General features: G+C 71.3%; 14 protein-coding genes. 7 read left to right on the forward strand and 7 right to left on the reverse strand.

Annotation, left to right across the window (positions count from 1 at the left end):
- The first annotated feature begins 45 nt into the window (after positions 1-45).
- Positions 46-1,011, forward strand: a complete 966-nt coding sequence (locus tag J8M50_RS23130; RefSeq protein WP_010356011.1) for an aldo/keto reductase — start codon at positions 46-48, stop codon at positions 1,009-1,011.
- A 2-nt stretch (positions 1,012-1,013) separates the two neighbouring features.
- On the opposite strand, the gene J8M50_RS23135 is transcribed toward J8M50_RS23130, so the two are convergent.
- Genes J8M50_RS23135 through J8M50_RS23155 form a run of 5 tightly spaced genes read right to left on the reverse strand, consistent with a single transcriptional unit; the run spans position 1,014 to position 5,572 of the window.
- Positions 1,014-1,568, reverse strand: a complete 555-nt coding sequence (locus J8M50_RS23135; protein ID WP_010356010.1) for an SMI1/KNR4 family protein — start codon at positions 1,566-1,568, stop codon at positions 1,014-1,016.
- Positions 1,565-3,253 (reverse strand): acyltransferase, encoded by a 1,689-nt coding sequence (locus J8M50_RS23140; RefSeq protein WP_010356009.1) that lies wholly within the window; start codon positions 3,251-3,253, stop codon positions 1,565-1,567. Before J8M50_RS23140 ends, J8M50_RS23135 begins: the two co-directional genes overlap by 4 nt.
- 46 nt (positions 3,254-3,299) lie before the next feature.
- Positions 3,300-3,632 carry a hypothetical protein gene (locus tag J8M50_RS23145; RefSeq protein ID WP_010356008.1) on the reverse strand — a complete coding sequence of 111 codons (333 nt, stop codon included), beginning with the start codon at positions 3,630-3,632 and terminating at the stop codon, positions 3,300-3,302.
- A gap of 15 nt (positions 3,633-3,647) precedes the next feature.
- Positions 3,648-4,505, reverse strand: coding sequence for a DUF3592 domain-containing protein (locus J8M50_RS23150; RefSeq protein ID WP_010356007.1), 858 nt, complete (start codon positions 4,503-4,505; stop codon positions 3,648-3,650).
- Positions 4,506-4,516: 11 nt separating this feature from the next.
- Positions 4,517-5,572 (reverse strand): hypothetical protein, encoded by a 1,056-nt coding sequence (locus J8M50_RS23155; RefSeq protein ID WP_010356006.1) that lies wholly within the window; start codon positions 5,570-5,572, stop codon positions 4,517-4,519.
- A gap of 88 nt (positions 5,573-5,660) precedes the next feature.
- On the opposite strand from J8M50_RS23155, the gene J8M50_RS23160 reads away from it, so the two are divergent.
- Entirely contained in the window at positions 5,661-7,118 is a 1,458-nt protein-coding gene (locus J8M50_RS23160) for a carboxylesterase/lipase family protein (protein ID WP_010356004.1), read from the forward strand.
- On the opposite strand, the gene J8M50_RS23165 is transcribed toward J8M50_RS23160, so the two are convergent.
- Complete coding sequence (locus tag J8M50_RS23165) at positions 7,069-8,274, reverse strand: cytochrome P450 family protein (protein ID WP_029184170.1); 1,206 nt, start codon at positions 8,272-8,274, stop codon at positions 7,069-7,071. The two genes, J8M50_RS23160 and J8M50_RS23165, sit on opposite strands and share 50 nt — an antisense overlap.
- A gap of 107 nt (positions 8,275-8,381) precedes the next feature.
- On the opposite strand from J8M50_RS23165, the gene J8M50_RS23170 reads away from it, so the two are divergent.
- The gene (locus J8M50_RS23170) at positions 8,382-8,909 is read left to right on the forward strand and encodes a hypothetical protein (RefSeq protein WP_010356001.1); all 528 of its coding nucleotides are present in this window, start codon (positions 8,382-8,384) and stop codon (positions 8,907-8,909) included.
- A gap of 48 nt (positions 8,910-8,957) precedes the next feature.
- Here J8M50_RS23170 and J8M50_RS23175 read toward each other — a convergent pair whose 3' ends face one another.
- The gene (locus tag J8M50_RS23175; RefSeq protein WP_010356000.1) at positions 8,958-10,667 is read right to left on the reverse strand and encodes a cellulase family glycosylhydrolase; all 1,710 of its coding nucleotides are present in this window, start codon (positions 10,665-10,667) and stop codon (positions 8,958-8,960) included.
- Between the two features lie 129 nt (positions 10,668-10,796).
- Here J8M50_RS23175 and J8M50_RS23180 point away from each other — a divergent pair, with 129 nt between their 5' ends.
- From J8M50_RS23180 to J8M50_RS23195, 4 genes are all read left to right on the forward strand, one after another.
- Positions 10,797-11,846, forward strand: a complete 1,050-nt coding sequence (locus J8M50_RS23180; protein WP_010355999.1) for a LacI family DNA-binding transcriptional regulator — start codon at positions 10,797-10,799, stop codon at positions 11,844-11,846.
- A gap of 80 nt (positions 11,847-11,926) precedes the next feature.
- Positions 11,927-13,426, forward strand: a complete 1,500-nt coding sequence (locus J8M50_RS23185) for a glycoside hydrolase family 43 protein (RefSeq protein WP_010355998.1) — start codon at positions 11,927-11,929, stop codon at positions 13,424-13,426.
- A 59-nt stretch (positions 13,427-13,485) separates the two neighbouring features.
- Positions 13,486-14,127, forward strand: a complete 642-nt coding sequence (locus tag J8M50_RS23190; protein ID WP_010355997.1) for an alpha/beta hydrolase — start codon at positions 13,486-13,488, stop codon at positions 14,125-14,127.
- 82 nt (positions 14,128-14,209) lie between these two features.
- Positions 14,210-15,535 (forward strand): cryptochrome/photolyase family protein, encoded by a 1,326-nt coding sequence (locus tag J8M50_RS23195; RefSeq protein WP_010355996.1) that lies wholly within the window; start codon positions 14,210-14,212, stop codon positions 15,533-15,535.
- Positions 15,536-15,569: the final 34 nt, after the last annotated feature.

A 15,569-nucleotide genomic window follows, 5' to 3' on the forward strand; every position in this document is an offset into this window, starting at 1 on the left:
ACCGTCGTCGAAGATCACCGGGACCGTTCGTACAGGGGACAGCACATGCGCAACCGCGAACTGGGCCGCACCGGCTCGACCGTGTCGGAGATCGGCTACGGCGCCTGGGGACTGGGCCAGGGCGCCTGGGTCGGTGCCGACGACGACTCCGGCGTGCGCGCCCTGCACTGCGCGCTCGACCTGGGCGTCACCTTCATCGACACGGCCAGGGCGTACGACCGCAGCGAACGCGTCGTCGGACGCGCGCTGCGGGAGCGCCCCGGTGACAGCGTGTTCGTGGCGACCAAGGTCGGTCCGAAGGTGCCGGTGTCCCTCGCGGCCAGCGGACTCGACCCCCTGGAGACCTTCCCCGGCGCGCACCTGCGGGCGAGCCTGGAGACGAGCCTGCGTGAACTCGGCCGCGATCACGTCGACTTGCTCCAGCTCCACACCTGGGAGGACGAGTGGACCGGCCGGGGTGACCTCCTGGAGACGGTCGCCGCGCTCAAACAAGAGGGAAAGATCCGGTACTTCGGCATCTCCGTCAAGGACCACCAGCCCGAGAACGTGCTGACCGTCCTGCGCACCGGCGTCCTCGACACCGTCCAGGTCATCCACAACATCTTCGAACAGGCCCCGGCGGACGCCCTGTTGCCCGCCTGCGAGGAGTACGGCGTCGGCGTCATCGTCCGGGTCGCCCTGGACGAGGGCGCGCTCACCGGCACGATCCGTCCCGGCGTCACCTTCCCCGAGGGCGACTGGCGCAACTGGTACTTCCGCGAGGAGCGTCCGGCGCAGGTCGCGAGCCGAGTGGACGCGCTGGTCGCCGAGTTGGGGATCGAGCCCGCCGAACTCCCCTCCGTCGCCCTGCGGTTCGCGCTCGCCGGGCAGGCGGTGTCCACGGTCATCGTCGGGATGCGGTCACTGGCGAACGTCGAGCGCAACGCGGCACTCTCCGACGAACCCCCGCTGACCGCCGAACAGTTGGCGGTCCTCGCGAAGCACCGCTGGGAGAAGAACTTCTACAGCTGACGTCACCACCTGAGGCGGCCGTCCTCGACCTTGCCGTACTCGCGCATCTCGTCCGCGAGGTAGTGGAAGTAGGCGGCCAGCGAGTCGTGGACGCCGAACCTGTTCAGGTCGCCGTCGCTCCACCCGCCCACCTCGCCGGTCGCGGTGTCGAGGAACCGGCCGTAGAGCCAGTCCGTCTCGACGGCGAAGGGGATCCAGTCGGGGTGCCAGGCCAGGGTCGCCGGGTCCGGGTCGGGGGACGGTTCCATCACCTCGTACCCGGAACGCGTCCGGTAGACCTTCACGATCTGCTCCACCGACAGGAGATGCCAGCCGGGCGGCAGGAAGTGGCTGTCCGGTTCGGCGAAATGCTCGTCCGCCATGCGGACGCCGTCGTTGGTCAGCAGCCAGGTCCACAGCTCCTGCGGGAAGCTCACGCCGAGCGACTCCTCGGCGTCGCTGATCTCCTTCGGGCGGGCGGGGGCGCAGAGGGAGGCCGCGTTTCTCGGAGCGTTCTGGTCGAGCCACTCGGTGACGCGGGCCCAGGCTCGCCGTACGTTCTCGGCTTCTCGGTTCATCGGAGGGCTCCGGCGGGTTCGGGTCGGTGGACGCCGCGTGGGCGGTGACCGAGGGTGTCGGCGCGGCCGGCGAGGTCGGCCAGGTACCAGATGATGGCGAGCCACATCTCCGTACCCTGCAAGCCGGGTTCACCGGTGGCGAAGGCGAAACCCCGGCCGTCCTGCCAGCGGGGGAGGAGCGCGGCGAGCTGCCTCTCCGCCCAGGCCCGTACGTCCGCCGAGCGGTAGCCGTCGAGTTGGCGTCCGCACAGCCACAGGGGGTGCGCGACGTCCAGGACGTTGCACGCGTTGTCCCGGCCGGGGCCGAAGTGGCGGGGGTCGCGGGCGTGGTCGAGCACCGCGTCCACGACCCGCTCGGGGTGCGGGACCGGGAGGCCGAACTGGGCGAACGAGCCCCGGGTGAGGCGGTAGTACCCGTTCACGACCTGGAGGCGTCCGGCGTCGGGGGAGGGGGTGCCCCACATGCCGGTCCACGGGTCGGTGCGGGTGAGCAGCCAGCCGAACAGGGCTTCCAGGGCGCCGGGTTGTACGCCGCCGGGCTGCCGGACGTCGCCTTCCTGACGTACGTCGCCCTGCCGCCGTATGTTCCAGTGCGCGGCCGTCGCCCACGCGTCGATCCACGCCCCGGCGCCCCACGCGCCGTCCCGCCACGGCAACGCGTCGAGCCGCGCGGTGAGTTGACCGGCCGTCATGTCCCGGACGCCGCGCACCGGTTGAGGGAAGGCGGACCCCAGCAGGTCGAGCGCGTACCCCACGGACAGCACGTGATACAGCGCGGAACCGTCCCCGATGAACCCGTCCCCCTCAGGCACCGGCACCGCCTCACCGAACTCCGGCACGAGCCCCGTCCCCGGGTCCTGCGCACCGGCGAGCCGCTTCACATGCTCGTCAGCCGTCAACTGCTCCGGCACGGCACCGAGAAGCAGATCCGCGATCTCGACGGCGTCACAGTGCGCGCGCAGCGTGGGCGCGGCGCCGGGCCGGTCGACGTACCGATCGCCGTCCCAGCAACGGCCGATGACGTCGGCGGCCTGCGCACGGACGGTCTCGGCGAACCGGGCGAGCGGGTCGGGGTGCACAACTCCCGCCACAGCCGCCACTACCCCCGCACCCCCCTGCACCACCGCCCTCCCCTCCCGCCGATCCCGCAACGGCCGCGCCGGATTCCCCGCCGCCACCGTCCACGCCGGAAGATCCTTCGTCACCACCGCCCCCGCCCCGATCACACAGTGGTCCCCGATGGACACCCCATCCACCACAACCACATGCGACCCGATCCACACGTCGTCCCCGACAGTGATCCCCCGACTGGTCAACGGCTGCTGGAACACCGGCCGTTCAGGCGCCATGGAGTGGTTGAACCCGAGCAGCGAGGTATGCGCCCCGATCCGCACCCCGTTCCCGAGGACGACAGTCCCCCGCACCGTCGCGTACGGATTCACCGTGCAGTCGGTCCCGGTCGTCAACTCCCCGGTGACATAGGCATGCGCGGCGATGTACGAGTCGTCCCCGAGCCGCAGCCGGTCCGGAAAGACGGCCGCCGACCCGGCGACGTAACACCGCTCACCGACCACGCTGTCCCCGCCGATACCGGCCTGCCGCTCCCGCTGAGCGGCACGCTCCTCGTCGGTGGCCTCGCCGGGGAACAGCCAGGGACAGTGGTCGAAACGCCGCTCTTGATCCACGGGAGGAACGCTAACCCGGGGAATCAGCGCTGAGAAGGGCCGGTGCTCACAACGCGGCGACCCGCCGGTCCGCGAGCGCCGCGACCTCCGTGAAGTACGCCCGGAACAACGCCTCGTCGACGGGAGGTATCTCGAAGGACGGGGAGGACGAGTACGAGAAGGCGAGCCGGTCGGTGCCGTAGAGCGCGGCGCCGGGGTCGCGGACGGAACCGACGTACAGCTTCCCCGGCCTGCCCGGCTTCTTGTAGTGGATGGTGGCCCCGAGCCAGCGCAGCGGAATCCGGAAGCCCTGGGCGGGAGCCGCCAGACTGAACTGCTCGAACACCCCCCGGTCCACGCGGAAGTGCAGGTAGTCGTAGTCGAACGTCAGCGGTTCCATGCCGGTGAACGTACCTCAGACCAGCAGGACCGCCCCCGCCACCGCCGCTCCCGCCAGCACCGCCACCACGAGGGCGACGAACGGCACCTCCCGGTTCTCGGAGCGGCGTGCGGCGGCCGGGTCGAGGACGAAGCGGGAGGGGTCGGCGGGGTCGTGGTGGACGGTGACGTCACGGCCGTACGCGTCGGCAGGCTTCGGGATGCCGGACCGGCAGTGCGCCGTGACGGCCGTACCGTCGGCGGTCGTGAAGGCGACGACCGGTGTGATGGTGGTCGTGGTGCCGCCCTCGGAGTCCTTGCTGACGTCCTTGAGGACCGCGATCACCTTCCCCGGCACGGCGACCATCGAGGCCAGCCGCTCCTTGCGGACCCGGCTCTCCCGGACGTTCTCGGGCAGGTAGAGCACGCCGATCACGGCCCACGGGCCGCAGAACCCGACCAGCGCCCACGGCCAGGCGTACTCGACCGCGAGATACACCACGACCCCGGCGTAGATCAGGAACACCGCGAAGTTCGGCCAGCCGAGCCCCCGGCCGGGTTCCACGGGAGCGGTGTCGAACTCGTAGGCGTGCGGCCGGCCGCGCGGATGGCTGACCTCGATCTCCCGGCCCGTCCATGCCGCCGTGATCATCTCGCCGCGCTCGCCCTCGTTCGTGACGGTGACCCGCTGCCCGGTCTCCGGTTCGACGTAGGAGACCACCACGGACACCCCGTCCCGGCGCGACCCCCCGTGCTTCGGCTGCCGCACCTGCTCGATCCGCCCGGGCGCCCGCACCGTCCGCTGCGCCTTGGTCATCCCGGACAGCGACCTGCCGTACCCGGCCAGCGCGGCCACCCCCAGCACCGCGCACCACAACGCGAGGTACACCTCCATGCGGCCCTCCCTCACCCTCGACGTACGACCTTGCCCGCCCCGTCCGCCTCCAGCGACTTCGTGCCGCCCCGCCCGGTCACCGTGACCTTGAGCGCGGCGCCGTCGGCGGTGAGCTGCCAGGTGCGCGGCGCGCCGAGCCCGGACCCGGCCTCCTCGACCAGCGCGGGGACGCGGTCGAAGGGCAGGGACCGGGGATCGAACCCGGTGGCACCGTCATCGGGGGAGAAGACGACCGTCAGCAGCCGTTCCTGTACGACGACGGTGATCGCCTTCCGGTGGTTCCCCTGATCCAACGACTCGACCGACCGGCGCAGCACACCGGGGTCGAGCATCGACTGGTTCGGGCCGAGGGTGGTGGTTCCGGTGGACGAAGTGACGGTCGAGGTGATGGACGTGGTCGACGACGACGAGGACGCCGACGGCTTCGCGGGGGAGTCGGAGTCGAACAGCTCGCCCCGGAACCCGTACACCACGGCCGCCGCCCCCAGCAGCAGCGCGACCATCGTGACGAACCCGGTCGCGCACCCCTTCGTCGGACCGCTCTCCATGACCGGCCCCGGCACCGAGTCCAGACGCGCGTCCGCCGCCCGCTCCTCCCACTCCGGCGTCGGCCGCTTCACGATCCGCACCTTCCACGGCTCGTCCGGCGGATACGACACCACCACGACGTCGCGCGGCCGGTAGTCGGGCAGGTCGGCGAGGTTGATGGACTGCCGGAACCGCACCCGGTAGGCGTACGCCTCGTCCGGCGCGACCGTCACCTCGAACTGCACCGGCACATCGCTGATCTCGCCCCCGACGGCCTCCACGCTCTCGATCATCGCGAGCGCCGTACGCGGCGCCACGGCCCGCTCCCGGGCCCGGGCCGGCGCACCGGCGAGCAGCACCAGCAGCCCGTACACGGTCGGCAGCACCAGCCCGCCGACGATCAGCGGCACCCGCTCGACGACGATCCCGACGACGAACGCGGCCAGCGACACCCCGATCACCCCGCCGGTCAGCACCCCCCGGACGAGCTCCAACGGCGTGTCGTGCTGAGGCGGCGCCGCGCTCTTGGTGATCGTCATGGCCCGATTGTGCTGGTTCCGGGTGACGTCCGACAGACCTTCCGAAGAAGGAAATGTCACCAGTCCGTCCCGGTGTGACGATGCGGGGATGACGAAGGTGCGCACGCCCGCGGGCACGGTCCGAGGAAGCAGGGAGAACGGCCTCGCCGTCTTCCGGGGCATCCCCTACGCGAGGCCCCCGGTGGGGGAGCTGCGGTTCGCGGCCCCGCGCCCGCCCGAGCCCTGGGACGGCGTCCGCGACGCCCTCGCCTTCGGGCCGCCGGTCCCGCAGGAGGGCGGCTCGACGGGCGGCGACGACTGGCTCACCGTCAACATCTGGACCCCGGACCCCGCCGCCCGGCTGCCCGTCATGGTCTGGCTGTACGGCGGCGGCTACAAGTTCGGCGACGCCGCCGACCCCGGGTACGACGCCGGGCGGCTGGCGCGCGAGGGCGGAGTGGTCGTCGTGACCCTCAACTACCGTGTCGGCGTCGAGGGGTTCGCGCTCATCGAGGGCGCTCCCGCCAACCGGGGGCTCCTCGACCAGGTCGCCGCGCTGGAGTGGGTGCGCGACTGCGTCGCCGGGTTCGGCGGCGATCCCGGGCGCGTCACCGTCTTCGGGCAGTCGGCGGGCGCGGGCTCGATCGCCGCGCTCATGACGATGCCGTGCGCACGGGGACTGTTCCGGCGGGCCATCGCCCAGAGCGTCCCCGGCGGCTTCTTCACCGTTCCGCTCGCCCGGGACATCGCCCGCGCCCTCGCCGCCGGAATCGGGCTGCGGCCGACCGTCGGCGACCTCTCCGCCGTACACCCCCGCAGGCTGCCCGAAGCCGGGGCGAGGCTGCGGATGCGGGACCATCTGGACCGGTGGGGGGCTACCGCGCTGACGACGACGCCGTACGCGCCCGTCGTCGACGGGGAGGTCCTGCCGTGCGCACCCTGGGAGGCGCTCGCCGGTGGGGGCGCGGCGGACGTGGAGCTGGTCGTCGGGCACAACCGGGACGAGTTCCGGCTGTTCCTGCTGATGGGAGGGCTGATCGGGAAGGTCGACGAGGCGATGGCGGCGGAGGCGCTGACGTACTTCGGGCCGGGGCCCGACTACCGCGCCGCGTATCCGGACGCGTCGCCGGAGCGGCTGTACGAACTCGTCCAGTCCGACCGCTTCTTCCGGATGCCGTCGCTGCACCTCGCCGAGGCGCATACGGCCGGTGGCGGCCGGGCGCATCTGTACGAACTGACCTGGTCCTCGGGCGCCTGCCACGCGCTGGACGTGCCGCTGACCTTCGGTGTGTACGAGGGGTTCCTCGCGCGCCTCCTCATCGGGCCCGGGCCGACCCCCGAGGCGGAGGCGGTCTCGGCGCACCTGCGCCGGGCGTGGACGTCCTTCGCCGCGACCGGTGATCCCGGGTGGCCCGCGTACACCCCCGGGGACCGCCTCACCCGCATCCTGGCCGCCGAACCGGCCGTGACCGCCTACCCGGAGGAGACGTCACGCCGGCTCTGGCGGGACCACACCTTCACGGGGCTGTCCCGAGATGCACCGGGAGTTCCTGGTGGCCGTTGCTGATCAGGGAGGCCAGCGGGCGGAGGTGGTCCGGCGGGACCGCCAGGCGGACGTCCGGGAACCGTGCGAACAACTGCCGCAGCACCTCCGTCACTTCCAGGCGGGCCAGCGGTGCGCCCAGGCAGAAGTGGACGCCGTGGCCGAACGTCAGGTGCTCCTTGTCGACGCGGGTGATGTCGAAGACGTCCGCGTCCGCGCCGTGCCGGTTCGCGGCGCCGTACGAGGCGAGGATCGGCTCGCCCTTCGCGATCGTCGTGCCGTCGGGCAGCGCGATGTCCTTGAGGGCGTAGCGCAACGGCAGGTGCGTGACCGCCGGTTCGAGCCGGAGCGTCTCCTCGACGACGTCCTTCCAGCCGTACCGCTCGGTGCGGACCAGGTCCAGCTGATCGGGGTGCGTCAGCAGCAGCGTGATCGCCTGGTCGATGACGTTCACCGTCGTCTCGTACCCCGCGCTCAGCATCAGCACCATCGTCCCGAGCAGCTCGTCCTCGGTGAAACCGGTGCCGTCGTCGTCACGGGCCGCGATGAACTGGGAGGTCAGATCGTCGCCGGGGGCGTCCCGCTTCGTACGGATCAACTGGGCGAGTTTCTCGTACAGCAGCGCGGTGTTGGCCTGGGCCTGTGCGGGGGTGAGCGTCGTGTCGAAGACGCCGTCGACGACCTCGCGGAAGCCGTTCGCCCGGTCCTGCGGCACGCCCAGCAGGTGACTGATGACGGCGATGGGCAACGGGTACGCGAGGTGCTCGCGCAGATCCACGACGCCTTGCCCCGACGGCAGTTCATCGAGGAGCCCGGCGACCATCCGCTCGACCGTCGGCACCAGTGCCTTGATCCGATGCCCCGTGAACGACGGCGTGACCATCTGCCGCAGCCGCCGATGGTTCCCCCCGTACGCCGTGAACATGTTCTCGACGGCCACCCACAACGCGAGCGGCCACCGGGTCACGACCTCACCGAACTCAGGCCAGTGCGCCCGGGCGTCCTTGGACACGTCGGGATTGGTCAACAACTCCTTGAGCAAGGCAGGCTCGGACACGGCCCACACCTCCACCCCAAGAACGTCCACCCGAGTCACCGGCCCCCGCTCCCGTAACACCCGATGCTCAACCTCACGCGCCGCACCTGTGGGATCAAGCACGTACACCGCCTGCTGCTCCACGAAACCCTCCTCGGACGGGACGAGACGATGCCGCCTCAGTTCTATGACAAGGCAGGGGGCGGACTCGTGACAGCCCCCCGGGGGAAAAGGGGGCCTACCCTTCTGACGTGCAGCGCTACTTCGACCCCGTACCCCTCCTCGGTGACACCCGCGCGGCCTTCCGTGGCCAGTGGCCCGACCGGAAATGGCTGAACGTACCGGGCCCCTTCTACGGCGCCGACACGGACAACTGCGGCACCGGACGCCTGCACGCTCCCGGCCATGTCCTCTACGAGGCCGAGCATTTCACCGAGTACGTCTACCGCCAGCCCCGCACCCCGGAGGAGCTGCGCCGGCTCGTCACCGCCGCCGAGAACGACCCCTTCGCCGGCTACGGCTGCGACGGGGACGAGCACTGGACGCCCGCGGCCGTGCGGGAGTGGTGGGCGGAGCGGGGGCGGGTTCGTGAGTATCTCGCGCGGCACGGCGATGCCTGGGAGGCCGACGACGAGAGGGCTGGGCAGGGGGTGGCAGCTGCCGTTCGTGAGTACGCCGCTTATCTCGACGGGGAGTTGGCCCTGGATCTCCGGCTCTACCTCTTCCGGCTCGACGAACGCCGGGCTCCTGGGTCCACGAAGCGGCTGCCGGAACTTTGAACCTGCCCGTGACGCGTACGGCGGCGCGTCACGGGCAGGTGGTTCGTGTTAGACGGTTCCGGTCACCACCCCACCCGTCTTGACGACGTGGTACGTGACCGTCGTCCCGCTCCAGAAGTGGAACGTCAGTGTCGCCCGGGCGTTGTCCCGCAGGGAGTTGGTGAAGTCCGCGGTGAGTTTGATCGAGTCGGCGGTGTACGCCGTGAAGGCGCTGTCCCACTGCTGGTACGGAGTCCAGTTCGCCGGGCCCGCGTTGGTGCCGTCGTCGTAGCGGGCCTCCATCGTGGCTAGCTGGTCGCCGCGGAATTGGGTGGGGATGCTCAAACCGCTGGTGTTTCCCGAGGAGTTGGAGAGCACCGGGGTGTCGTACGTGACGATGTCGATCCGCCAGGGGACGCCTCGCGAGAAGCGTGCCTGGAGGGTCGCATTGAGGCCGTACGCGCGGTTGCCCGCGAGTTCCGTCAAGGCGGTTGCCGTGAGCGTGAGTTGGTTGCCGGAGAGGGTGTAGTCGCGGCCCTGGAGGAGGTTGCGGGAACCGGCGCGCAGGCCCTGGAAGGTGGTCGTGTTGGGGTTCAGGGTGATTGTTTGGGCCGTGATCTGGGCCGACTTGGGAAGGAAGACCTGGTCGGTGGAGGCGGTGCCCGAGCGGGTCGTCCAGCTCGACTTGATCTGGGCGAAGAGTTCGGGGTCGCGCCACTGAAGGGTGTTCCGGTTGAGGAACTGGCCCGCGTCCCACAGCATCGTCGTCAGCCGGCGTTCGCGCGCGTAGTTGCCGAGGTACTCGAAGTACTTGCGCACCTCTCCGCGTTCGATGATCCCGGGCCGGGTGTGGTCGTACGCGAGGAGCGCGTACTCGCCGACGATGACGGGCACGCCGTGCGCGGTGAACGCGTTGTACGCGCGGTCGAACGAACCGGTGAGGTCCTGCTCGGAGGTCGCGTCGAAGCGCGTGTACCCGGCGATGTTCACGCTGAACGGCCACCAGCCGTAGAAGTGGATGGTGGTGGCGATCATCGGGTCGCGCAGGGCGGTGAGTTCGGCGGTGAGCGCGTCCAGGCGGCCCTGGTCGGAGTTGGTGTAGAGGGTCGGCAGGACGAGCAGCCGGTTCGTGTTGCCGCCGCCGGACGCGCGGACGGCCGTGTGGAAGGCGCGGTTCAGCTCGGCGAGGAGACGGTAACTCTGCTCGTCGCCCGAAGTGTCGGTGAACGTGGGCTCGTTGACACTCTCGAACGCCAGCTTGGGGGAGCGGTCACGGAACGCGGCGGCGATCTGCGTCCAGGTCGCGGTGTAGCGGGCGAGGACGTTGTCGTGGTCGGTGGGCAGCGTGTTGAGCCACATCCACGAGTCGTGGTGCAGGTTCAGCAGGACGTACAGGTTCTCGTCGAGCGCCCAGTCGACGACCTGCCGGACCTTGCCCAGCCAGACGGGGTCGATGGTGTAGCCGGGGGCGCCGCCCTGGTGGCCGCTCCAGGTGACGGGGAGTCTGATGCTGCGGAACCCCTGCGACTTGACCTGCTGGAGAAGGGCCCGGGTGACGGGCGGGTTGCCCCAGGACGTCTCGTCGGGGATCGCGTCGTACGTGTTGCCGAGGTTCCAGCCCGGCTGCATCGCCGCGACCGCGCTGCGGGCGGCGGCGGAGGCGGGCGGGGGTGGATCGGCGGCGTGCGCGGTGGTGGCCGGCAGCAGGGGGAGCAGGAGGAGGGCCAGCAGGAGGGCCGCGAGCCGTGACAGGGTTCGCCGGCGGAGGAAGTTCGCCATGTGCACCTTCCGGAAACTCGGGCTGTGCGGGAAAACTTTCGCTCTACGCGGCGGAGAAATTAACACGGGGATCTACAAGGGGCCAGAGCCGGTGCGAGAATGCCGGTACCGACGACGAGGAAGGCGACCTTGGAGGATCACGCAACGGACCGGACGGCCGATCACGCGAGCGGTCGGGCCCCCGACACCAGCCGGCCCGTCACCATCGCCTACATCGCCGAGTCGGCCGGCGTCTCCGTCCCGACCGTCTCCAAGGTGATCAACGGCAAGTCCGGCGTCTCCGCGGACACCCGGGCCCGCGTCGAAGCGCTGGTCGACAAGTACCGCTACCGCAAACCCGCAGGCGCGAGCCGCAGCAACGTCGTCGAACTCGTCTTCCGCGAGCTCAAGGACATGTGGGCGGTCGAGATCATCCGCGGCGTCGAGGAGGTCGCCCGGCGCAACGGCGTCGGCCTCATGGTCTCCCGCTTCGGCCTGCACGACTCCGCGCCCGGCTGGGACGACACGGTCGCCCGGCGCCCCAACTGCGTCCTGTCCGTGGCTCAGCTCTCCGAGGCCGAACGCGCCCAACTCACCGCCAAGGGCATCCCGTTCGTCGTCTTCGACCCCATCGTCGAACTCCCCGACGACGTCCCGTTCGTCGGCGCCACCAACTGGTCCGGCGGACGCGCGGCCACCCGCCACCTCACCGGCCTCGGACACCGCCGGATCGCCATGATCGGCGGCCCCCGCGACCAACTCTGCTGCGCCGCACGGCTGGACGGCCACCGCTCCGCTCTGCGCTCCGCCGGACTCCCGGACGACCCCGACCTGATCGTCCATACGCAGCTCACCCGAGAGGACGGCTGCGAAGCCGCCCGCGCGCTGCTGGCGCTGCCCGACCGGCCCACGGCGATCTTCACCGCCAACGACCTCCAGGCGCTGGGCGTCTACCAGGCGGCGCGGGAAGCGGGGCTGCGGATTCCGGCGGACCTGAGCGTCGTGGGGTTCGACGATCTGCCGGTCGTCGGGTGGGTCGATCCGCCGCTGACGACGGTCCACCAGCCGCTGACCGAAATGGCGGTGGCGGCAACGGAGTTGGCGCTGTTGCTGGGGCGCGGGGAGGAGGCGCCGCAGGTGGGGGTGGAGATCGCTACGCGGCTGACGGTGCGGGAGAGTACGGCGCCGCCGAGAAAGTGATCCGGCGCCTGAGCGCGAAACTTTCTTCTTCTCGCCACGACACTTGCCAACTCCGGGCGCCCCCAGGGATCGTGATCCTCATGGTCGCCCACCCCGTCCTCCCCGGCTTTCACCCCGACCCCAGCGTCTGCCGGGTCGGTGACGACTACTACCTCGCCTGCTCCAGTTTCGAGTACTTCCCCGGCGTACCGCTCTTCCACAGCCGGGACCTGCGGAACTGGACCCGGATCGGCAACGCCCTCGACCGGCCCACCCAGTTGCGGCTTCCCCTGGACTCTCCGTCCTCCGGCGGCATCTACGCGCCCACGCTCCGCCACCACGACGGCCGCTTCTGGCTGATCGTCACGAACGTCAGCGGCGACGGGAACCTCCTCGTCACCGCCACCGACCCGGCGGGCCCCTGGTCCGAGCCGGTCCTCCTGACCGGCGTCCACGGCATCGACCCCGACCTCGCCTGGGACGGCGACGGCACCTGCTGGTGCACGGTCGCCGGTGTCAGCCAGTACCGCATCGACCCCCGCACTGACGAGACCCTCGGCCCCGCCCGCCGCATCTGGTCCGGCGCACCCGGCGCGAAAGCGCCCGAGGCGCCGCACCTCTACCACATCGGCGACTTCTGGTACCTCCTCATCGCCGAGGGCGGCACGGAACGCGGCCACGCCGTCTCCATCGCCCGGAGCTCCGCCCCCGAGGGCCCCTTCGAGCCGTGCCCCACGAACCCGGTCCTCACGCACCGGGGCACCGACGAGCCGGTCCAGAACACGGGGCACGCGGATCTGGTCCAGGCGCGTGACGGCAGTTGGTGGATGCTGTTCCTCGGGGTACGCCCGGGCGGGGGCACTCCGGGGTGGCACGTCCTGGGGCGCGAGACGTTCTTGGCGCCGGTGGAGTGGGTGGAGGGGTGGCCGGTGGTCGGCGAACTCGGGGCAGCCGAAGGCGAGTTCACCTCGGAAACGCCCCACGCTTCCGCGCCTCCCTTCCCCCAACTCGACCCGCCCCACGACGACTTCGACCTCGCCGACCTCGCCCCCCACTGGATCTCCCTCCGCGACCGCCCCACCACACACTGCACCACCAAGGACCGCCCCGGCTGGCTCACCCTCCGCACCCGAGGCACCTCCCTCGACGCCACGGACGTCATCTTCACCGGCCGCCGCCAGCAACACCCCCACTCCCGCACCCGCACCCTCATCGACCCCTCCGAAGGCCGCGGCGGCCTCGCCGTCCGCCTCGACGAACAGCACCACTACTCCATCGAGGCCACCCCCGGCGAGGTCCAAGTCCGCGCCCGCATCGGCCCGTTGAACCCCATCGTGGCCACCCACCCCACCCCGCCCGGCCCCGTGGTCCTCCGCATCGAGACGACCACCCCCGAGCCCCGAGGCGCCCGCACCGGCCCCGACACCGTCACGCTCGGCATCGAGAACCCCGACGGCACGTACGTTCAACTCGCCGCCCTGGACGGCCGTTACCTCTCCACGGAGGTCGCGGGCGGCTTCACGGGCCGGGTCATCGGCATGTACGCCGCCGAAGGAACCGTCCACTTCGACTGGTGCACGTACGAACCGGTCGGCTCCTGACGCCCCCGCGTGTATCGGAACCGGACGGCGGGGGAAGATCGGGGGTGGAGGTGAGGCCTGTGTCCGGCCAGGTGCGTGCGGCGGTGGTGGTGCTGCACGGTGGTGCGGTGAACGACGTCCGGCCCAGCCGGGACCGGCAGCTCGCCGCGCTGCGGATGAGGCCCGTGGCGCGGGCGCTGGGTGCGGCGGTGGGGGAGGACGTGCTGGTCACGCGCGTGCGGTACCGGGTGCGCGGGTGGAACGGCGTCCAGGCCGACCCCGTACGCGACACGCTCGGCACGCTCGACGACCTCGCCGAGCGGTACGGGGACGTCCCCACCGTCCTCGTCGGGCACTCCATGGGCGGGCGGGCCGCGTTGCACGCCGCCGGGCATCCGCTGGTCCACGCCGTGGTGGGGCTCGCTCCGTGGTGGCCGCCCGGCGAGCCCGTCGACCAACTCGCCGGGCGGCGGGTCGTCGCGCTGCACGGCGACCGGGACCACATCACGTCGGCGACCGAGACCGCCGAGCTGATCCGGCGGGCCCAGGGCATCGCCGTACGCGCCGACCTCGCCCTCGTCACGGGCGGCGATCACGCGATGCTCCGGCGGTACCGCGTCTGGCAGCGGACGACGACGGCGCTCGTGGCGCACCTCGTCGACCCCGCCGGCAGCCCCGACCCGCTGCCGGCGGACCTCCTGCCGACCTCGTGGAATGCGTGACCTTTCGGAGCATCCGGACGTTGCCCCGACGCGGAAGTGATCCGTGGAATACATCTCGTCCCGATCCCGGAGTCACGCACCTGTGAACGTCTCGGTCGTCCTGTTCACCTCGGACCTGCGCCTGCACGACCATCCCCCGCTGGCGGCGGCCCTCGCCGGGGCCCGCGAGGTCGTCCCCCTGTTCGTCCGCGAGCCCCGGTTCACGGCGGCCAACCGGCTGGCGTTCCTCGCGGACTGCCTCCGCGATCTGGACGCCGGGCTGCGGGAGCGGGGCGGGCGGCTGGTCGTCCGCAGCGGGGACGTCGTCGAGGAGGTGTGCCGGGTCGTTCGTGAGACGGGTGCCGGGGCGGTGCACATGGCGGCCGACGTGAGTGGGTTCGCGCAGCGCCGGGAGGAGCGGCTGCGCCGGGAGCTGGGGGGACGGCTGCACGTCCACGACGCGGTGAACGCGGCCGTCGCCCCCGGTGCCGTACTCCCCGCCGGGTCGGACCACTTCGCCGTGTTCACGCCGTACTACCGGCACTGGGCCCGCACCCCGCTGCGCGAACCGCTCGCCGCGCCGCGCACGGTGCGGGTCCCCGAGGGGGTCGCGTCCGAGACGCTGCCACGGGCTGCGGGGCCGGGGGGTGAGACGGCCGGACGGGCGCGGCTCGCGGACTGGCTGCGTACGGGGGTGAACGCGTACGAGGAGCGGCACGACGATCTCGCGGGCGACGCGACCTCGAAGCTCTCCCCGCACGTGCACTTCGGAACGCTCTCGCCCGTCGAAATGGTCCACCGGGCGCGGACCGTGCCCGGACCGGGGGCCGAGGCGTTCCTCCGGCAGGTGGCGTGGCGCGACTTCCACCGGCAGGTCCTCGCCGCCCGACCCGACGCCGAGCACGCCGACTACCGTACGAAACACGACCGTTGGCGGACCGGGAAGGACGCGCGGGAGGACATCGCGGCATGGAAGGAGGGCCGCACCGGATACCCCATCGTCGACGCGGCGATGCGCCAACTCCTGACCGAGGGCTGGATGCACAACCGGGGACGCCTGCTGACGGCGAGCTTCCTCACAAAAACCCTGTACATCGACTGGCGAGTAGGCGCCGCACACTTCCTGTCGCTCCTGGTGGACGGCGACGTGGCGAACAACCAACTCAACTGGCAATGGACGGCAGGCACCGGCACGGACTCCCGCCCCAACAGGGTCCTGAACCCGGTGACTCAGGCAAAGCGATACGACCCCGAGGGGGCGTACATCCGCCGCTGGATCCCCGAACTAGCCGATACGAAGGGCCGGTTGGTACACGAACCCTGGCGCCTCCAGGGCCTCGACCGTGCGCCGGCCGCCGACTACCCGAACCCGATCGTCGACCTCCCTTTCGCCCTCGCACGCTTCAGACGGGCCCGCGCCCTCGACTGACTCCGCCGCGCCCTCGAAGAAGCCTGCGATCATT

Source organism: Streptomyces acidiscabies, from assembly GCF_020010905.1.
Taxonomy (GTDB): Bacteria; Actinomycetota; Actinomycetes; order Streptomycetales; family Streptomycetaceae; genus Streptomyces; species Streptomyces acidiscabies.